The organism is Streptomyces shenzhenensis (assembly GCF_003688995.1).
GTDB classification, from domain to species: Bacteria; Actinomycetota; Actinomycetes; order Streptomycetales; family Streptomycetaceae; genus Streptomyces; species Streptomyces shenzhenensis_A.
Window position 1 is genome coordinate 77,602 of sequence record NZ_PENI01000009.1, and the last position, 16,026, is coordinate 93,627.

At 70.1% G+C, this 16,026-nt stretch carries 14 protein-coding genes and 2 pseudogenes; 12 read left to right on the forward strand and 4 right to left on the reverse strand.

Going from position 1 to position 16,026, the window contains the following annotated elements; all coding sequences use genetic code 11:
- Positions 1-216: 216 nt before the first annotated feature.
- The gene (locus CTZ28_RS48290) at positions 217-816 is read right to left on the reverse strand and encodes a hypothetical protein (RefSeq protein WP_259471659.1); all 600 of its coding nucleotides are present in this window, start codon (positions 814-816) and stop codon (positions 217-219) included.
- 166 nt (positions 817-982) lie between these two features.
- Between CTZ28_RS48290 and CTZ28_RS16690 the strand changes: the two genes are divergently transcribed.
- Both CTZ28_RS16690 and CTZ28_RS16695 read left to right on the forward strand, forming a co-directional pair.
- Complete coding sequence (locus CTZ28_RS16690; protein ID WP_121890199.1) at positions 983-1,783, forward strand: MerR family transcriptional regulator; 801 nt, start codon at positions 983-985, stop codon at positions 1,781-1,783.
- Positions 1,780-2,993, forward strand: a pseudogene (locus CTZ28_RS16695) (glycosyltransferase). Before CTZ28_RS16690 ends, CTZ28_RS16695 begins: the two are co-directional and overlap by 4 nt.
- A gap of 343 nt (positions 2,994-3,336) precedes the next feature.
- On the opposite strand, the gene CTZ28_RS16700 reads toward CTZ28_RS16695, so the two are convergent.
- Positions 3,337-4,374: a polyprenyl synthetase family protein gene (locus CTZ28_RS16700; protein WP_121890200.1), complete on the reverse strand. Its 1,038-nt coding sequence runs from the start codon at positions 4,372-4,374 to the stop codon at positions 3,337-3,339.
- Positions 4,371-5,435: a tetratricopeptide repeat protein gene (locus CTZ28_RS16705; protein ID WP_121890201.1), complete on the reverse strand. Its 1,065-nt coding sequence runs from the start codon at positions 5,433-5,435 to the stop codon at positions 4,371-4,373. The genes CTZ28_RS16700 and CTZ28_RS16705 overlap by 4 nt, the downstream gene beginning before the upstream one ends.
- 520 nt (positions 5,436-5,955) lie before the next feature.
- Here CTZ28_RS16705 and CTZ28_RS16710 point away from each other — a divergent pair.
- Positions 5,956-6,138: a hypothetical protein gene (locus CTZ28_RS16710; RefSeq protein ID WP_121890202.1), complete on the forward strand. Its 183-nt coding sequence runs from the start codon at positions 5,956-5,958 to the stop codon at positions 6,136-6,138.
- Positions 6,139-6,759: 621 nt separating this feature from the next.
- On the opposite strand, the gene CTZ28_RS16720 is transcribed toward CTZ28_RS16710, so the two are convergent.
- Complete coding sequence (locus CTZ28_RS16720; RefSeq protein WP_121890204.1) at positions 6,760-7,191, reverse strand: HIT family protein; 432 nt, start codon at positions 7,189-7,191, stop codon at positions 6,760-6,762.
- Between the two features lie 160 nt (positions 7,192-7,351).
- Between CTZ28_RS16720 and CTZ28_RS47025 the strand changes: the two genes are divergently transcribed.
- The 9 genes and pseudogenes from CTZ28_RS47025 to tkt all read left to right on the forward strand — a co-directional run bounded on the left by CTZ28_RS47025 (position 7,352) and on the right by tkt (position 15,993).
- Positions 7,352-7,543: a hypothetical protein gene (locus tag CTZ28_RS47025; protein WP_183154427.1), complete on the forward strand. Its 192-nt coding sequence runs from the start codon at positions 7,352-7,354 to the stop codon at positions 7,541-7,543.
- Between the two features lie 42 nt (positions 7,544-7,585).
- A pseudogene (locus tag CTZ28_RS16725) lies at positions 7,586-8,074 on the forward strand (carbamoyltransferase C-terminal domain-containing protein); the annotation flags it as partial.
- Positions 8,075-8,434: 360 nt separating this feature from the next.
- Positions 8,435-8,605 (forward strand): hypothetical protein, encoded by a 171-nt coding sequence (locus CTZ28_RS49960; protein ID WP_472926669.1) that lies wholly within the window; start codon positions 8,435-8,437, stop codon positions 8,603-8,605.
- The gene (locus tag CTZ28_RS47715) at positions 8,602-8,847 is read left to right on the forward strand and encodes a 3-oxoacyl-[acyl-carrier-protein] synthase III C-terminal domain-containing protein (protein WP_121890206.1); all 246 of its coding nucleotides are present in this window, start codon (positions 8,602-8,604) and stop codon (positions 8,845-8,847) included. Before CTZ28_RS49960 ends, CTZ28_RS47715 begins: the two co-directional genes overlap by 4 nt.
- Before the next feature lie 127 nt (positions 8,848-8,974).
- A complete protein-coding gene (locus CTZ28_RS16740) occupies positions 8,975-10,672 on the forward strand; it encodes an endo-1,4-beta-xylanase (protein ID WP_259471660.1) in 1,698 nt (565 codons plus the stop codon).
- 43 nt (positions 10,673-10,715) lie between these two features.
- Positions 10,716-11,114: an SDR family NAD(P)-dependent oxidoreductase gene (locus CTZ28_RS16745; RefSeq protein WP_121890208.1), complete on the forward strand. Its 399-nt coding sequence runs from the start codon at positions 10,716-10,718 to the stop codon at positions 11,112-11,114.
- A 720-nt stretch (positions 11,115-11,834) separates the two neighbouring features.
- Positions 11,835-13,238: a glucose-6-phosphate dehydrogenase gene (gene zwf / locus CTZ28_RS16750; protein WP_121890209.1), complete on the forward strand. Its 1,404-nt coding sequence runs from the start codon at positions 11,835-11,837 to the stop codon at positions 13,236-13,238.
- Positions 13,235-13,906: a hypothetical protein gene (locus tag CTZ28_RS46610; RefSeq protein ID WP_147481159.1), complete on the forward strand. Its 672-nt coding sequence runs from the start codon at positions 13,235-13,237 to the stop codon at positions 13,904-13,906. Before zwf ends, CTZ28_RS46610 begins: the two co-directional genes overlap by 4 nt.
- A 5-nt stretch (positions 13,907-13,911) precedes the next feature.
- On the forward strand, positions 13,912-15,993 hold the full coding sequence (tkt, locus tag CTZ28_RS16755) for a transketolase (RefSeq protein ID WP_121890210.1): 2,082 nt from the start codon (positions 13,912-13,914) through the stop codon (positions 15,991-15,993).
- The last annotated feature ends 33 nt before the right edge of the window (positions 15,994-16,026 follow it).

The window sequence follows — 16,026 nt, forward strand, 5'->3', positions numbered from 1 at the left end:
TGAGGCTCTGACCAGGTCTGATGTTCTCTATCGGGCCGACAAGTGCTGCCAGGGCGCTGGCGGCACGGTCCGGGTTCCCTACCGTGGCCACTGGGACCAGTTCTCCGCAGGTCAGGTGGCTGTCAACGCCTCACACACCAATGTTCGCGCCGCTGCAGAGCCGGCCATAGCTGCCCTGAACACCGGGCGGCTCCTGCACAAGCTCCGCTCCTGAGTTCAGCTCGCCCTATTCACCAGGTCCGCCAGCTCGGCCTCGGTGGTACCTGGCTGAAGGCGAACATCGAATGTGTAGCCCTCATCGCAGAAGGCCAGGTCAAGACCGTCCGGCGTCAACTCGCGGAAGAGGACGGCCAACCAGATGGCGTCGTCTTCCCAGACGTCCATGTACAGGCACGTACCCTCCGCATGCAGATACGCCTCTCCGGGACCGTTCCTGGTTTCGAACTCCCAGATGAGACTGCGCACTTCGCTGCCAATCTTCGAGCGGATCGCGGCGTCGGTCCACCGACCGAGTATCGCCTCCGTCAGCGCATCCTGATCTACCCGCCATCCACTCGCATCACGCTCAACCGCCACCAAGAACGTCATGACCCAGGGTCTACCAGTCGCCGCTGACCAACGCTGCTCGGCCACCTCCTCAGGTTGGAAGGCGCTCCCCGGCCCGGGGAGAGGCGGGTCCGGATCTCGGGTGATCCGCTCGTCGAGGATGTCGACGTTGAGCGGTCGGCGCGGGGGATCGCCCTCGTACTCCATCGTGTGCAGAACCGAGTTGCCCTTGTGGAAGAACTCCTGCGGCGCCTCCCCGGGCCACTCCACGTGGACCTCGACCGTAGTGCGCAGCGGGCTGAGCCGAGGAACCGTGGCTTCCGGAGGATGAGCGATCACGAGCAGCAGCCGGCCCCTCACCGCAGCGCGGCGCACTACAGCTTGACCCTCCCCTTACGTCAGGCTTGAGGCTGTATGCCGACGAAAGGGCAGGTGGATGAGCTACTCCGTGGGGCAGGTCTCGGCCTTCGCCAAGGCGACGGTGCGTACACTGCATCACTACGACAAGGCAGGACTGCTCTCGCCCAGCGGCCGCAGTCACGCCGGATACCGGCTCTACAGTGACGCTGACCTGGTCCGTCTCCAGCAGATCCTCTTCTACCGTGAACTCGGTTTCTCCCTCGATGAGATCGCTGTGATTCTCAAGGATCCGCAGTCGAACGCCCTGAAGCATCTCCAGGCGCGGCAGCGCCAGTTGAGCGAGGAGACCGCCAGGCTGCAGCGACTGGCCGAGGTGGCGGAACGGGCGATAGAGGTCCAGCAGACCGGGGTGTCCCTGACACCTCAGGAACGCTTCGAGGTCTTCGGTGAGATTACCTTCGACCTGAGCTATGCCACCGACGCGGAGCTGAAGTGGGCGCAGTCGGACGGCCAGCGCGAGGCGATGGCGCGCGCGGATGCCCACACCAAGGAAGATTGGCGGCAGCTCATGGGCGAGGCCGCCGCCTGGCGCGCGGAGCTGCTCGCGGCCTTCGACGAGGGGGAGCCGAGCGATGGTGAGCGGGCCATGGACCTCGCCGAGGAGTACCGCCTGCACATCTCACGCTGGTTCACCGCCTGCCCGCACGACATGCACCAGCGCATCGCGGACGATTTCATCGCCGACCCGCGCGCGTTCGCTCTTGTCGTACCGCCGTCGCAGCAGCGCCCGGGCCTGGCCGCCTATGTGCGCAAGGCGGTCCACGCCAACGCGGCCCACCACGCAGGTGGCCGTACCGGTTCCGATGAGGACCGATGAGGATCCTGATCGCCGCGGCTGGATCACGCGGCGACGTCGCGCCCTACACGGGCCTGGGCGCGGAACTACGTCGGGCCGGAAACGAAGTCGCCCTCGCCACCACAGAGACCTTCGCACCCCTCGTACGCGACGCCGGACTGGAATTCCGGAGTCTCCCAGCCGACCCGCGGGGACGCGACGGCGTGACGGGCAAGCGTGAACTGATGCGTACTGCTGCCGCGTTCATCACCGAGCTGGGCAGGGGTTCGCCGGCGCACTGGCCGACGGCACGGATCTGCTCCTGCTGTCGGCCACCACGGCCCCACTCGGCTGGCACCTCGCCGAGGCCACGGGCACCCCGAGCGCCGGTGTGTACCTCCAACCCACCGCGCCGACCGGCGACTTCCCATCAGTCGTCACCGGCTCGCGTTCGCTGGGCCGTCCCGCCAACCGTATAGCCGGACGCTTCGCTCTTCGCATGGCCGACCGTGTCTACGAGCAGGCGGTGGCCAAGCTGCGCCATCGCCTCCAACTGCCTCCGGTCTCCGCTTCCGTGATGCGCCGACGGCAGGAACGGGCGAACTGGCCCGTCTTGCACGGCTTCAGCACCGCACTGGTGCCCCGCCCTTCCGACTGGCGCCCCGGCCTGGAGGTGGTGGGCAACTGGTGGCCCCATCACGGCACGTCCGAACGACTGCCCACGGACCTGGAGGACTTCCTTCGCGCCGGACCCCGGCCCGTCTTCATCGGCTTCGGGAGCATGGCGGCCGGCGACGGGGAACGGCTGAGCGACATCGCCGTGCGAGCCCTGCGCCGCGCCGGGCTGCGCGGCATCCTCCAGGTCGGCAGTGCCGGGCTCGCGGCCTACGGCGACGACGTGCTCACCATCGGGGACGTACCGCACGCCCTCCTGTTCCCACGGCTGGCGGCGGTCCACCATGCCGGGGCCGGCACGTCGGCCGCCGCGGTGCGCGCCGGAGTGTCCGTCCCCGTACCGGTGACCGCCGACCAGCCGTTCTGGGCGGGACGACTTGCTGCCCTCGGCGCAGCCACCGACCCGATCCCCTTCCGAGCCCTCACCGCCGAACGGCTTGCCGACTCGCTCGCCCAAGTCGTGAAGCGGCACGCATATACACGAGCCGCCGCAAGGGGCGCGCGACACATGGCGGTTGAGGATGGAGCGGGCCAGGCACTCAAGGCCATCCGGCAGCTAGTGAGGTTCAACTACTAGGCGACCTGCGGGACAGTGGCAGAGCACGAGGAGGCGGATCGTCCCGCGATGGACGCCGTCCGGAGGACCGTCGCACGGCGTCTCCCCAGGCGGGGCTCGCCCTGGCCCGGAGTAACGACCGACCTGCTTTGCGCGCGTCGGACTCCGATGGTCGCCTGTGTTCGCGCCGTCGCGACGGACGCCCGGGACAGCCCGCTCCACGTCCGCGACGCGGCATTCGGCGTGGTCGCCGGGGTGGAACCCACGGTGCCGGCGTTGACGGACGCCCCCTGAGCGCCTGGCGGGCCTCGGCTCGATCCGGGCGCTGGGTGACGTGGCACCGTGGGACGACGTCGACGCCCGCTCAGAGGTCGCGTCGTACGAGGAACGCCGACAGCGCTCGCAGCTCGTCCCCGGCTGTGCCCTGCGGCGCGACGTCCGCCAGCGCGGCCTCCGCCGCCGCGATGTGACCCCGTGCCTCGTCCAGCGCCGCCGCCCGGCCGCCCGCCGCCTCGATGAGTACGGCCACCTCCTGCGGGTCCGCTCCCGACTTCAGCAGCGCGGCCAGACGCCGCGCCTCAGGGGACGGGGAGTCGAGCGCAGCCAGCACCGGGAAGGTCTTCTTGCGCTCCCGGAGATCGCTGTGAACGGGTTTGCCGGTGACCTCGGGGTCGCCCCAGATGCCCAGTACGTCGTCGACGGCCTGGAACGCCAGGCCGAGACGGCGGCCGGCCCGGTCGAAGGCGGCAACCGCGGGCGGCGGCGCGCCGCCGAGCAGGGCGCCGAGCGCGGCCGCGCAGCCCAGCAGCGCGCCGGTCTTGTGCTCGGCCATCGCCCGGTACTCCGCCGGCCGCACCCGCTGCGGCCCCGTCCAGGGCCGTGCGGCGAACAGCAGGTCGTCCGCCTGCCCGCGCACCAGATCGCCCAGTGCCGCCGACAGCATCCGCAGCGCGGATGCACCCGCCTGAGTGGTGGCGAGCGTCTCGACGGCCAGCGCGAACAGGCCGTCGCCCGCGAGGACCGCGGGCCCGGTGCCGTACGCCTTCCAGACCGCGGGGCGGCGGCGCCGGGCCGGGTCGCCGTCCATGATGTCGTCGTGGAGCAGCGAGAAGGCGTGTACCAGTTCCACCGCGACCGCTGCGGGCACCCCGGCCCGGCCGGGGGCACCCGCCGCCTCGGCCCCGAGTACGGCCAGCGCCTGCCGCACCCCCTTGCCGCCGGATGCGGCAGCGGGCGCGCCGCCCACCTCGCACCAGCCGAAGGAGTACGCGGCCATCTCGCCCACCCACGGGTGCATCCGCCCGACCGCTTTCAGCAACGCGGGCCGCACCACCTCACGGCAGCGATCCAGGACGAGGGGGACATCGACCGGCGCCTGTGGCGGCGAGGAGAGCGGCGTCACCGTGCGACCTCCGCCGGGACGCCGCGGTCCTCCTGGGCCTGCACACCGAGCTCATCCTGCGCCCGCGCCACCATCTCCCTGGCGTGCCGCAGGCCGATTCGATCCAACTCGGCTGCCAGAGCGGACAGTTCGGCAACGGTCTCAGCGCGGTCGCGGCCCAGCCGGGCGAGTGACTTGACCAGCCCTAAGCGGGCCAGCGCCTCCCCGCGCGGCTCACTCATCTCGCGGAACTCCGCCAGCGCCAGCTCGTACATGTCCCGCGCCTCGGCGCAACGCCCGCCCCGGTAGAGGACGTTGCCGCGCATCTTGTGGTTGTAGGCCAGTGCGCTGGAGAGCCGCATCGCCCGGCAGGTGGCCTCTGCCTCCGACAGCAGGGCAAGTGCCCGCTCGACGTCACCGTCCCGCGCCGAGACGATGTCGGCGAGCCCGCGCAGCGCCCAGGCGTGGCCGCGCCGGTCGTCGGCGCGCGCGGCTATCCCGGCCGCCTCCTCGAACAGTGCGTACGCGCTGTCGTACGACCCCCGCTGGCGGTGGATCTGCGCGATGCCCTCCAGCGCCCACACCGTGTGCCGTGCCTCGCCGCGCCGACGGGCCTCGGCCAGCAACTGCTCGTGCAGCCGGGCGACGCCCTCGTAGTCGCCCTGGATCCTGCCCGTCTCGGCCAGCCCCGCGAGGGAGTAGCCGCGTACGACGACATCATCTCCCTGTTCGCCCATGTCGGCCGCGAGCCCGAGCAGCCGCCGGGCCAGCGCGAACGAGCCACGCTGCCGGGCCAGGGTGCCGCCGCTCCACAGCGCCCAGGCCATCGTCCCCTTGTCTCCCGCCGTCTTGGCCGCCCGATAACTGGCCTTCCATGCCCGGTCGGCCTCCCCGATCTGTCCCAGTCGCCGGTGCGCCTCGGCCACCGCGAGCCCGGAGCGCGCGGCCTCGCCGTGCTCCCCGGCGCGCTCGGCCTCTCTCAACTGCCTTGTGCCGGCCGCCAGTACGTCGGTGAGTGAGGAGTTCACGGACAGGGTGGTCAGGGCGCCCTGGTATTCCGGGGCGATTGCCTTGCCGTACATGGTTGCCTTTCGATCGGTATGCGCGCCATCTATACATGCAATCTCTACATGTTGCGTATACATGGCGTGTATAGAGCGTCGAGGGTGAACCCCGGCCCAGGGGGCGGGGCTTCCTCTGTTGCCGATCAAGACGCCAGGTGCGCCAAGGTGGTTGCCCGTGAGACGCAGATCAGTCGGTTTCCTGATCTGGAGTCAAGAACGGTTGCTCGCTGTCCGACCCGAAGCACGCTGCAGCTTCGGCGGCGTACAGCTTGACTGTGCTCTGTGGGCCGACATCGTCCCGCGGTACCAGAATGGAAGGTGGGTGCGCTATACGGCCCGCGCCGACAAGCCGCGGCATCACTCCTGAAGAGGTGCTCGCCCGCTACGGCTCCGACACCCACGCCGCTCGGCTCCTCACCCGGCAGCAGGCCGCCCAACTGGCGGATGGGTCGGTACTGCGGGCAGGGCAGCTGGGCGACTGGTTGTTCAGCTTCGAGGACTACGGAGTCATGGGACGGATGCCCGGCCCCTTGTCCGTGTGTCGGGCGAGGAGTACACCGGCCTGGTACCGGTGCTGGAAGCGACAGCGCACCACACCGGGGTCGTACTCGACACGGACACCCTCGACGGGCCGCTGCTCACCCTGCGGCTCGAGGACGGCGAGCGGACCCCTGACCCGCAAACTCGCCGTCCAGGAGGGCCCGCGACACCGCGGCCGTGATGACCGGCGCCGGGCTGCGCGCGGCCGTGCTGCCGCGGCCCCTAACAGCTGATGCTGATCGAGAGCGAGGAGGGGCGCAGGGTTGTGCTCGGGCGCGTGCTGGGTGCGTGGCTGGCACTGGTCGAACAGTGGCACCGCGGGACACACGGCGAGGACTGCACCGTTCTGCATGCCGATGTGCCGCGCTGGCGTCCGTCGGGGTCGAAGGTGGGCATCGTCCAGGCAGGCACGATCCGCTGGGCGCAGGAACTGAGATCGCTCATCGCGGCTGTCAGGCTCGCCTCCGATGCCGGATTCGACGAGCTGCGCTGGGACTTGGCGTTCACGTCAGCGAGCATCTTCGAGCACGGTGGTTACGTCGATGAGTGGCAGAAGACAACGCAGTTGGCGCTGGCCGCGACCGAACGCGCCGGGAACCGGCGCGGCAAGGCGGCCATGTTGTACTCCGTCGGCAGGCTGGACATGATGCGGCAACGTCTGCGTGACGTTGAGCACAAGGCCATAGAGCGTCGTGTTGTGTCCGCCGGCGGAGCCAGGACCTGTGGTGGGTTACGTGCCACAGGTCCCGGGCCGAAGGATCGGCTACGCACAAAGAAGGGGTGTGAACTTGACGTCGGGTGGTCAGATGCCGGTCGGCACACTCTCGGTGAAACCGAGTTCGCGCAGCGCGGTACGCAGCCGCGTCGCGGCATCGTCGAGAGCGGCCTCATCCTTTTCGACCGTGGCCTTGGAGAAGTCGAAGTCGGCCATCCCCCATGTGGGAGCCACGTGGATGTGCATGTGCGGAACCTCGAAACCCGCGATGACCACTCCGGCACGAGGCGCGTCCCAGGCCCGCCGTACACCGCGTCCGATCGCCTGGGCCACCGTCATGCAATGGGCCAGCAGTTCGCCGTCCGCATCGGTCCACTGGTCCACCTCGCGCCGCGGCACGACCAGCGTATGACCAGGAGTCAGCGGAGCGATGCTGAGGAAAGCGGCCACCTCGTCGTCCTGCCAGACGAACCGTGCGGGCAGCTCTCCCGCGAGAATCTGCGAAAAGACTGTTGCCATGCGCTGATTGTCGCATCAACCGGCGACTCCGGGGCGGCTGTCACCGGAGGCATCATGACGTTGGCCGATGAAGTCGGCCCAGGGGAGGGGCTGTTGCGTGAGTTCACCGGGACGCGAGCCCACGTGAGCGGTGCCGTGACCCAGGGACGAATCCCTCGCGGTGGCCGTGCTCGCCGTGCGCATCGCCGGCGGAGCGCTGGGTGTGGCCATGGCCGTCGCGGTGGAGCGCTGCGCGGTCCGCGCCGAGTCGACGGGCGGTCAGGACGCGATGTCCGGTGCGCTGCTCGGGCCCGCGTTCAGCGACGAGGAGATCGGGGCCCACCTGGACGGTGCGGGAATCCCGTACAAGTAACTCGGCGCGGACGGGATCGCCTAACGGGTCGCCAAGGCGCTTGCCGACAAGCAGATCGTCGGCTGGTTCCAGAGACGGATGGAGTTCGGCTCACGCGCGCTGGGCGCCCGCTCGATTCTGGGCGATCCCCGCGATCCCGAGATGCAGACCACGATGAACCTGAAGATCAAGTTCCGGGAGTCGTTCCGGCCGTTCGCCCCCGCGGTGCTCTCCGACGCGGCCAGGGACTACTTCGACCTCGACCAGGACAGCCCCTACATGCTCCTGGTCGCCGAGGTCGCGAAGGCACAGCGGCTGAGCGGAGTCGAAACCGCAGGGCTGACCGGTCTCGAACTACTGCGTATGCCGTGGAATCTTGTTCTCATCCCCTTGTACTGCCTGGTGTTCGTCCCGATCAGCCCGGTGATCGTGCTGGTGCACGACCCGTTGCGGTGCAGTTGGCTGCCCGCCGCCGACAATTACTGGTACTACCGCTCGCCGAGTGAGGGGGTGACGGGCGATGGCGTACGCGCCTTTGACGCACCCCGCTGACGGTTCGCCCGCCGCGGTGATCGCGGGGATCGGCCACTGGCTGCCGCCGACCGTGCTGACCAACGACGTGCTCGGCGAACGCCTCGGAGTCCCTGCCGACTGGCTCAGCAGCCGCACCGGAATCGACAGTAGGCATGTCGTCCCGCCGGGGATGGCGACATCGGATCTCGCTGTCGAGGCCGCCCGGCGGGCGCTGGGCTCGGCCGGAGTCTACGAGGTGGACGCGGTCATCGTCGGCACGACGACGCCGGACCGAAGGCTCCCCGCCGTCGCGCCCGCCATCGCAACACGACTGGGCCTCGGCACGGTGGGGGCGCCGCGGGCAGCGCGCAGCGCGTCCTGGTCATCGGTGCGGAGACGATCAGCCGCTACCTCGATCCCCAGGACCCGTCGACCTCGGTCCTCTTCGCCGACGGCGCGGGAGCGGCGGTGGTGCGGGCCGGTGTCCGGGGTACCGAGCGGGGCGAGATCGGACCGGTGACGCTCGGCAGCGACGGCAGCCTCGCCGACCTGATCCACGTCCCGGGTTGAGGATCGCGCCACCCGGTGCCCGGCGGGCCCGGTTCCGGTCTGGAGCGGTACATCACCATGTCCGGGCTTCCGGTCTTCAACAACTGGCCGACGTCGACCGGTTCGTGATCCACCAGGCCAACACCCACATTCTCAAAGCCCTGGGTGAACTGCTCGACATCCCCTTCGAACGCATGGCCACCAACATCCAGCACGTCGGCAACACCTCAGCGGTCTGGCCGGAGTTGCCCTACGTTCCCTGACGGTGTTTGCGCTGGCCGCACCCCGCGTACCGCGTGCCCGGTCACCCGGGGGATGATGACGCCGGGGCGGTGAGGGAAGAAGCGTCGGAGGGGAGTGTCGCTGCGCATGCGGGTACGGAGGAGCGTTGTGACCGCGGTTGCCTGCGCCCTGCTCGCTGGGGCCTCGATGTCCTGCACCGGTGGCTCCGCGCCCGCAGAGGGACGGGCGACGGACCTGCTCGACGGCCGGGACTGGGCCCACTTCGCCGGGGCGAAGCCGACGCCGTCAGGAGTTCGCATCACACGCCTCGACCGGCGCATCACCCGACAGGACGGCAGCGGCGGGCAGCCGAATCCACCGGTGAACCTGCGCGGTCCCCACCTCGTGTTCCGGGGCGACATCCGTATCGAGGCGCGCCTGAGACACACGGACGGCACGGATGCCTACCTGCATCTGTACGGTGAGACTCCCGTCGTGTACGACGAGTGGCGTCGCGAGCGGCGCGGCGTGCGGATCGGTGTGGCCGGCGGTCGGCTCCGCTTCGACCGCTGGGACGGAGACTCGGACCGGCCCGCTCTGACCCGCACCTTCGGCAAAGGCTTCGGGGACGAGGTCCGCCTCGCCGTCGAGGTGCGGGGGGACAGGCTGGTGCTGGAGGCCGACGGCAACGTCGTGGGGACCGTTCCGGGGCGGAACGTCTTCGGCCATGGCCGTATCTGGTTCGGTGCGGACGCGGGGGGTGGCGGGGAGGGCTGGACGCTCGGCGGACTCCGCGCGATGCCACTGGGCCGGGGACGGATGTCCGTCCGGGACGCCCCCGGGCTGAAAGTACCCCGATCCACCGATGCGTTGCGTGACCTGGCGGCGGACCTCCAGCGCCCGATCCGCTTGGGGACCGCCCTGGCCGCGGGCCCTTTGCTGACCGACGGCGCCTACCGCAGGACGGCGGGTGAGGAGTTCTCCATGCTCACGCCGGAGAACGACTTCAAGGCACAGTTCGTCCAGCCGCGACGCGGCGTGTTCGCCTTCGAGGAAGGCGACACCCTGGTGGACTTCGCCGACGCCAACGGGATGCAGGTGCACGCGCACACGCTCGTCTGGTTCGAGGCGCTGCCCTCATGGATGCGCGCCGAGATGACGCACGAGGACCGCCGGCGCGTCATGACGGAACACATCCGGGCGGTCGCGGGCCACTTCCGGGGGAAGGTGGCGGAATGGGACGTGGTGAACGAGCCCATGTCCGACGAGGACGAGGACTACACCAACGGCAACCGCGGCGTGCGGCCGCACCTGTGGTTCGACGCGATGGGCGAGCAGTACATGGACATCGCCTTCCGTACGGCCCGGGAGGCCGACCCGCAGGCGGTGCTCTACCTCAACGAGTACGGGGTGGAGGAGGACGGACCGCGCTGGGACGCCCTCTACGCGCTGCTGATCCGGCTCAAGAAACGCGGCGTTCCGATCGACGGTGTCGGTTTCCAGAACCACGAGTACGCCGCCGACGACCGTACCGACCCCGAAGCCTTCCGGCGCAAGGTCCGGGCGCTGGCCGCGCTCGGCCTGAAAGCCCGAGTCTCGGAGATGGACGTCCTCGTCGGCGAGGGCGAGGAGGACGCCCAGGCCCGCCAGTTCGCGGGGAAACTCACCGTCTGCAGGGAGGAACCCAACTGCACCTCCTTCTCCACCTGGGGCTTCACCGATGGCTACGGTTCCACGGCCGACATCCGCAACTATCCCCCGAGCCCGGGGAACGCCCTTCCCTGGGATGCGGAGTACGAGGCGAAACCCACGTACTGGGCACTACGCGACGCCCTCGGCCGCTCAGTAGACGGCGCCGGGTTGTGACCTACGGCAACGCGGTGGCAGGGCCGACTTCGGGGCCGTCGATCTGCGCGAGGCGCATGCGGTGCGGCAGTTGGCGCGGCGGTCCCTGGACCTGGGCGGTGGCCGGGTCGACGTGAGCACCATTGCCGCCGCGTTCGGGGTCGCGGGCTTGGCCCTGCGCGGGGCGAGCGAGGCGGCCGTGGAGCTGATGACCAAGGCGTGGGCTGCGGAGTACGGTCCGCGCGGGGTGCGGGTCAACGCCGTCCGCGCCGGGGCGGTACGCACCGAGGGCACGTCGGGCATGGGGGAGTACCTCGATGTCCTGGCCGCCCAGGCCCCGGCCGGCCGACCGGCCGAGCCTGAGGAGATCCCTGAGGCAATCGCCTACACGGCCAGCGACGCGGCGAGCTTCGTCCAAGGTGTTCTGCTGCCCGTGCACGGTAGCCGCACAGCCGTCTGCTGACCCGCGCGGGCTGCCGTACGTATTCGGCCGCCTACCACTGGCCCGGGGCATCCGGCAGGACACCGCATCACTGTTCAGGGACGTGGCCTCCAGATGCCCGACTTCCTCATCGCCGACACCGAAGTCGGCAGACGACGCTTCGGCCAGGGTGTGGGCGGTGGTTGCCGGCCGGGGCAGCGCGTGCGGTCCCGGTGCCGGTGGCCTCACATGAGTGCGGTTTGGCCGGGTTCCCGCCGGGTAACTCGGACGACCCAGGACCGTAACCATGAAGCATGGAAACCGCGGAAGTCGGGCTTCTGCTGCCGATACCACCCCCGCCGTGGTTGCCGAGTACCGGCAACGTCTGTCTCGGGGTGAGGACGTCGTCGACCCCGAGACCTGGGCCGGGTCTGTTCCCGCCGCCCGGGGCGTCGCCCCGCGGATGCGGGTGGGCCGCAGTAAGTGGTTCAACCTGTTGTGGCTGCTGCCGATCGGCTGGGGAGTCCTGATCATCTCCGTAGCCGCCGCGCAGGGGCTGCGACGGGCACGGCGCTCCGCTACGACTGCGCAACGAGGCGCAGCCCGGCTTCAAACACGCCACATGGCTGGCCCGCATTTCCGAGGTCGGCGGCTACGGCGGCTACAACCCCGACCATGAATTCTTCGGCGGAAGGCCGGGATGAACGGCTGATCAGAGCAGGAGAAGAAAGGCACCAGCGGACAGGAACAGGAGGAGCGATCATGACCAGCAGCCATGCGCATGGCCGCTCGGATGCCCTGGTATTTTTCGGGGCGACCGGAGACCTCGCCTACAAGCAGGTTTTCCCGGCCCTGGCCGCGCTGGTGGCCAGGCATCGGCTGAATGTGCCGTTGATCGGGGTGGCCAAATCCGGCTGGGACCGAGACCAGCTCATCAGCCGGGTACGGGACAGCCTCGCCCACCACGGCGGCACCGATGCGCGGGCCGCGGACCGGCTGTACGGGCTCCTGCGCTATGTGGACGGCGACTACAACGACCCGGGGACGTTCAAGGCGCTCCGTGCCGAACTCGGCGACGCCAAAGCTCCGCTGCATTATCTGGCCATCCCTCCGGCGCTGTTCCGCACAGTGGTCAACGCCCTGCACGAGTCCGGATCCGCCGACGGTGCCCGGGTGGTGGTGGAGAAGCCGTTCGGCCACGACCTGACGTCGGCGCGGGAGCTGAACACCGCCCTGCACCGGGTGTTCCCCGAGACCTCGGTCTTCCGCATCGACCACTACCTGGGCAAGGAGGCGGTGCTCGGCCTCCTGTACTTCCGGTTCGCCAACTCCTTCCTCGAGCCGATCTGGAACCGCGCCTATGTGGACTCGGTGCAGATCACGATGGCCGAGGACTTCGGCGTGGCCGGCCGGGGCGCGTTCTACGACCAGACCGGGGCGATCCGAGACGTGGTGCAGAACCACATGCTCCAGGTGCTCTCCCTGGTGGCGATCGAGCCGCCTGCCGGATACGGACACGAGGACATCAGGGACGAGAAGGCAAAGGTGCTGCGCGCCATGCCCCCGCTGCGGCCGGACGATGTGATCCGCGGCCAGTTCTTCGGCTACACCGATGAGCCCGGGGTGGCCGAGGACTCCGCCGTGGAGACCTTCGTGGCGCTGCGGGCGCACGTCGACACCTGGCGCTGGGCCGGGGTGCCGTTCTTCATCCGGGCCGGCAAGCGGCTGCCGGTCACCGCGACCGAGGTCCTGGCCCGGCTGCGCCGGCCCCCGGAGGCCATCGCGGGCCGCGAGGCCGCCGCTGAGGCGAACTACGTGCGGTTCCGCCTGACCCCGGACATCGCGATCTCGCTCGGCGCCCGGATCAAGGCGGCGGGGGAGGCGATGACCGGCACGGGTGTCGAACTGGCCTTGCACGAGCAGCCCGGGCCGGCCGAGCTGGCACCCTACGACCGGCTGCTCGGCGACGCGATCGACGGCGATGCCTCGCTGTTCGCCCGCGAGGACGCCGTGGAGGCAGCGTGGGCGGTGGTCGACGCGGTCCTCGACGACGCCACCCCGCTGCACCGTTACCAGCCCGGCACATGGGGCCCGGAGCAGGCCGCAGGCCTGACGGCCCACCATGGCGGCTGGCACGATCCGCGCTCCGCGGAGGCCGGGAAGTGACGAGCGCCGCCGAGGCCCGGGGCCTGGCCGCCGGCCAGCGGGCGCAGGACGCGGAAGCGCAGGACGCGCAAGTGCGGGCCGCGACGCAGCGCGCGGCCGGGCTCGTCCGTCCGGGCACGATCGTCGGCCTCGGCCCGGGATGCACCGCCGGCCGGCGGCCCGAGGCGCTCCACCTGGAATCCCTCGGCGCCACGGTGAGCCTGCGCCGAGGGAATGACGGATCGCCGTTCCTCATGGACCAGGGAAACCATGATCCCGGACGCGGGCTTCGGGCCCAGCGACGATTTCGCCGAGCTCACGGCCGGTCTGCCGGCGCGAGCCCGGGTGACCGAGGCCGGCCTGTTCTGTGGCCCGGCAATCGACCAGATCATCGCGACTCCCAGCGGGGTCGACCACCGGAAAAGGCCGCGGCGACGGCCTGCCCGATCGAGAGCGCGCCATCCATCGCGGGACAGCCGACCAGTCGGCTTACCAGCACAGACGCCGAGGTGGACGGAGGCAGCCATGAACAGACCATCCCCATGGTGGTCGACGCCGGGGCAGACATCGCCGTCGCCGGCTTGGCCACCGTCGACACCACGCGGCCGGTACCGGCCTGCGTGACCGCCCCGCGCGACGCCGTCGCGCGGACAGCCAGTTCCCGCACGACCACTGCCGGAGGAGCGTGAAACCCATGACCGGTCAAGCAAACCAGCCCGTCACCGACGATGCGGACCGGCGCACCATCGACACGATCCGCACCCTGTCCATGGACGCGGTGCAGGCGGCGGAATCCGGGCATCCCGGCACCCCGATGGCGCTGGCCCCGGTCGCGTACTGCCTGTGGCAGCGGTACCTGCGGTTCGACCCGGCCGACCCGATCTGGCCGGACCGGGACCGGTTCGTCCTGTCCAACGGCCACGCCTCGATGCTGCTGTACTCACTGCTGCACCTGACCGGGGTGCAGGCGGTGAACCCGAAGTACGAGGCCACCGGCAAACCCTCGGTGACGCTGGAGGACATCAAGGCGTTCCGACAGATCGGCAGCCGCTGCCCGGGGCACCCGGAGTACCGGTGGACCTCGGGGGTGGAGACCACCACCGGGCCGCTGGGCCAGGGGGTGGCCACCAGCGTGGGCATGGCGGCCGCGGGCCGCTGGCTGGCCGAGCGCTACAACAAGCCAGGCTTCCCGCTGTTCGGCTACGACGTGTACGCGCTGATGGGCGACGGCTGCATGATGGAGGGAATCAGCAGCGAGGCGGCGTCGCTGGCCGGGCATCTGCGCCTGGACAATCTGTGCTGGATCTACGACAACAACCACATCACGATCGAAGGATCCACCGCGCTGGCGTTCTCCGACGACGTGGCCGCCCGCTTCCAGAGCTACGGATGGGACGTCACCCGGGTCGGCGACGCCAACGACCTTGACCTGCTGTCCAAGTCCTTTGACATATTCAAGGCGACGTCAGGGCGGCCCACGCTGATCATCGTGGACACCCACATCGGCTACGGCGCCCCGCACAGGCACGACACCGCCGCGGCACACGGCGCGCCGCTCGGCGAGGACGAGGTCCGGGCCACGAAACGGTTCTACGGCTGGCCCGAAGAGGCACACTTCCTGGTGCCGGACGGGGTGTACGAGCACTTCCGGGAGGGCATCGGCCGTCGTGGCGCGAAACTGCGGGCGGAATGGTTCGCACTGTTCGAGCGCTACCGTCAGGCCCACCCAGAACTGGCCGACGAGGTGTACCGGATGAGCCACCGTCAGCTCCCCGACGGCTGGGACTCCGGCCTGCCCGCCTTCCCTCCCGACCCGAAGGGACTGGCCAGCCGGGAGTCTTCCGGCCAGGTGCTCAACGTCCTGGCCCGCAACGTCCCCTGGCTGCTCGGCGGAGCCGCCGACCTGTACCCCTCGACCAAGACCCGGCTCACCTTCGACGGCGCCGGGGACTTCGAGGCCGACAGTTACACCGGGCGGAATTTCCACTTCGGCATCCGCGAGCACGCCATGTGCGCCATGGCCAACGGCATGGCGCTGACCAAGGTGCGGCCTTTCGCCTCCGGGTTCCTGATCTTCACCGACTACGCCCGCGGCGCGATGCGGCTGTCGGCGCTGATGGAGATCCCGGTCATCTACATCTGGACCCACGACTCGATCAGCCTGGGCGAGGACGGCCCCACTCACCAGCCGATCGAGCAGCTCGCCTCGCTGCGGGCCATGCCCGGCATCCTGGTCATCCGCCCCGCCGACGCCAACGAGGTGGCCGAGGCATGGCGGGTGATCATGCCGCTGCGTCATGAGTCCGCCGTTCTCGTGCTCTCCCGCCAGCCGCTGCCGACCCTGGACCGCTCCCGCTACGCCGCCGCCTCCGGCCTGGCCCGCGGCGGCTACGTACTGGCCGACCCGCCGGACGGGGAACCCGACGTGATCCTGATCGGCACCGGCTCGGAGGTCGCGCTGTGCGTGGCCGCCCATGAGGCGCTCAGCGAGGAAGGCATCCCCGCGCGCGTGGTGTCGATGCCCTGCTGGGAGCTGTTCGAGAAACAGGACCAGGCCTACCGCGACGAGGTGCTGCCGCCGCGGGTTGCTGCCCGGGTCGCGGTCGAGGAGGGCGCCGACTTCGGCTGGTCCCGGTATGCCGGCATCGGCGGAGCCATCCTCGGCATGGAGACCTTCGGAGCCTCGGCACCGATCCAGAAGGTCCAGGCGAAGTTCGGCTTCGAGCCCACCCATGTCGTCCAGGCGGCCCGGGACCAGTTGGCCCGCCGGCCGTGACCGGCACCGTTCCCGGTCGCACAAGAAGGAGAC

Bases quoted from the DNA above. Each gene is read 5' to 3' on its own strand.
- tkt (WP_121890210.1), top strand. From the start codon at position 13,912: ATGACCGGTCAAGCAAACCAGCCCGTCACCGACGATGCGGACCGGCGC.
- zwf (WP_121890209.1), top strand. From the start codon at position 11,835: ATGACCAGCAGCCATGCGCATGGCCGCTCGGATGCCCTGGTATTTTTC.
- CTZ28_RS16705 (WP_121890201.1), bottom strand. From the start codon at position 5,435: ATGTACGGCAAGGCAATCGCCCCGGAATACCAGGGCGCCCTGACCACC.
- CTZ28_RS16720 (WP_121890204.1), bottom strand. From the start codon at position 7,191: ATGGCAACAGTCTTTTCGCAGATTCTCGCGGGAGAGCTGCCCGCACGG.
- CTZ28_RS16690 (WP_121890199.1), top strand. From the start codon at position 983: ATGAGCTACTCCGTGGGGCAGGTCTCGGCCTTCGCCAAGGCGACGGTG.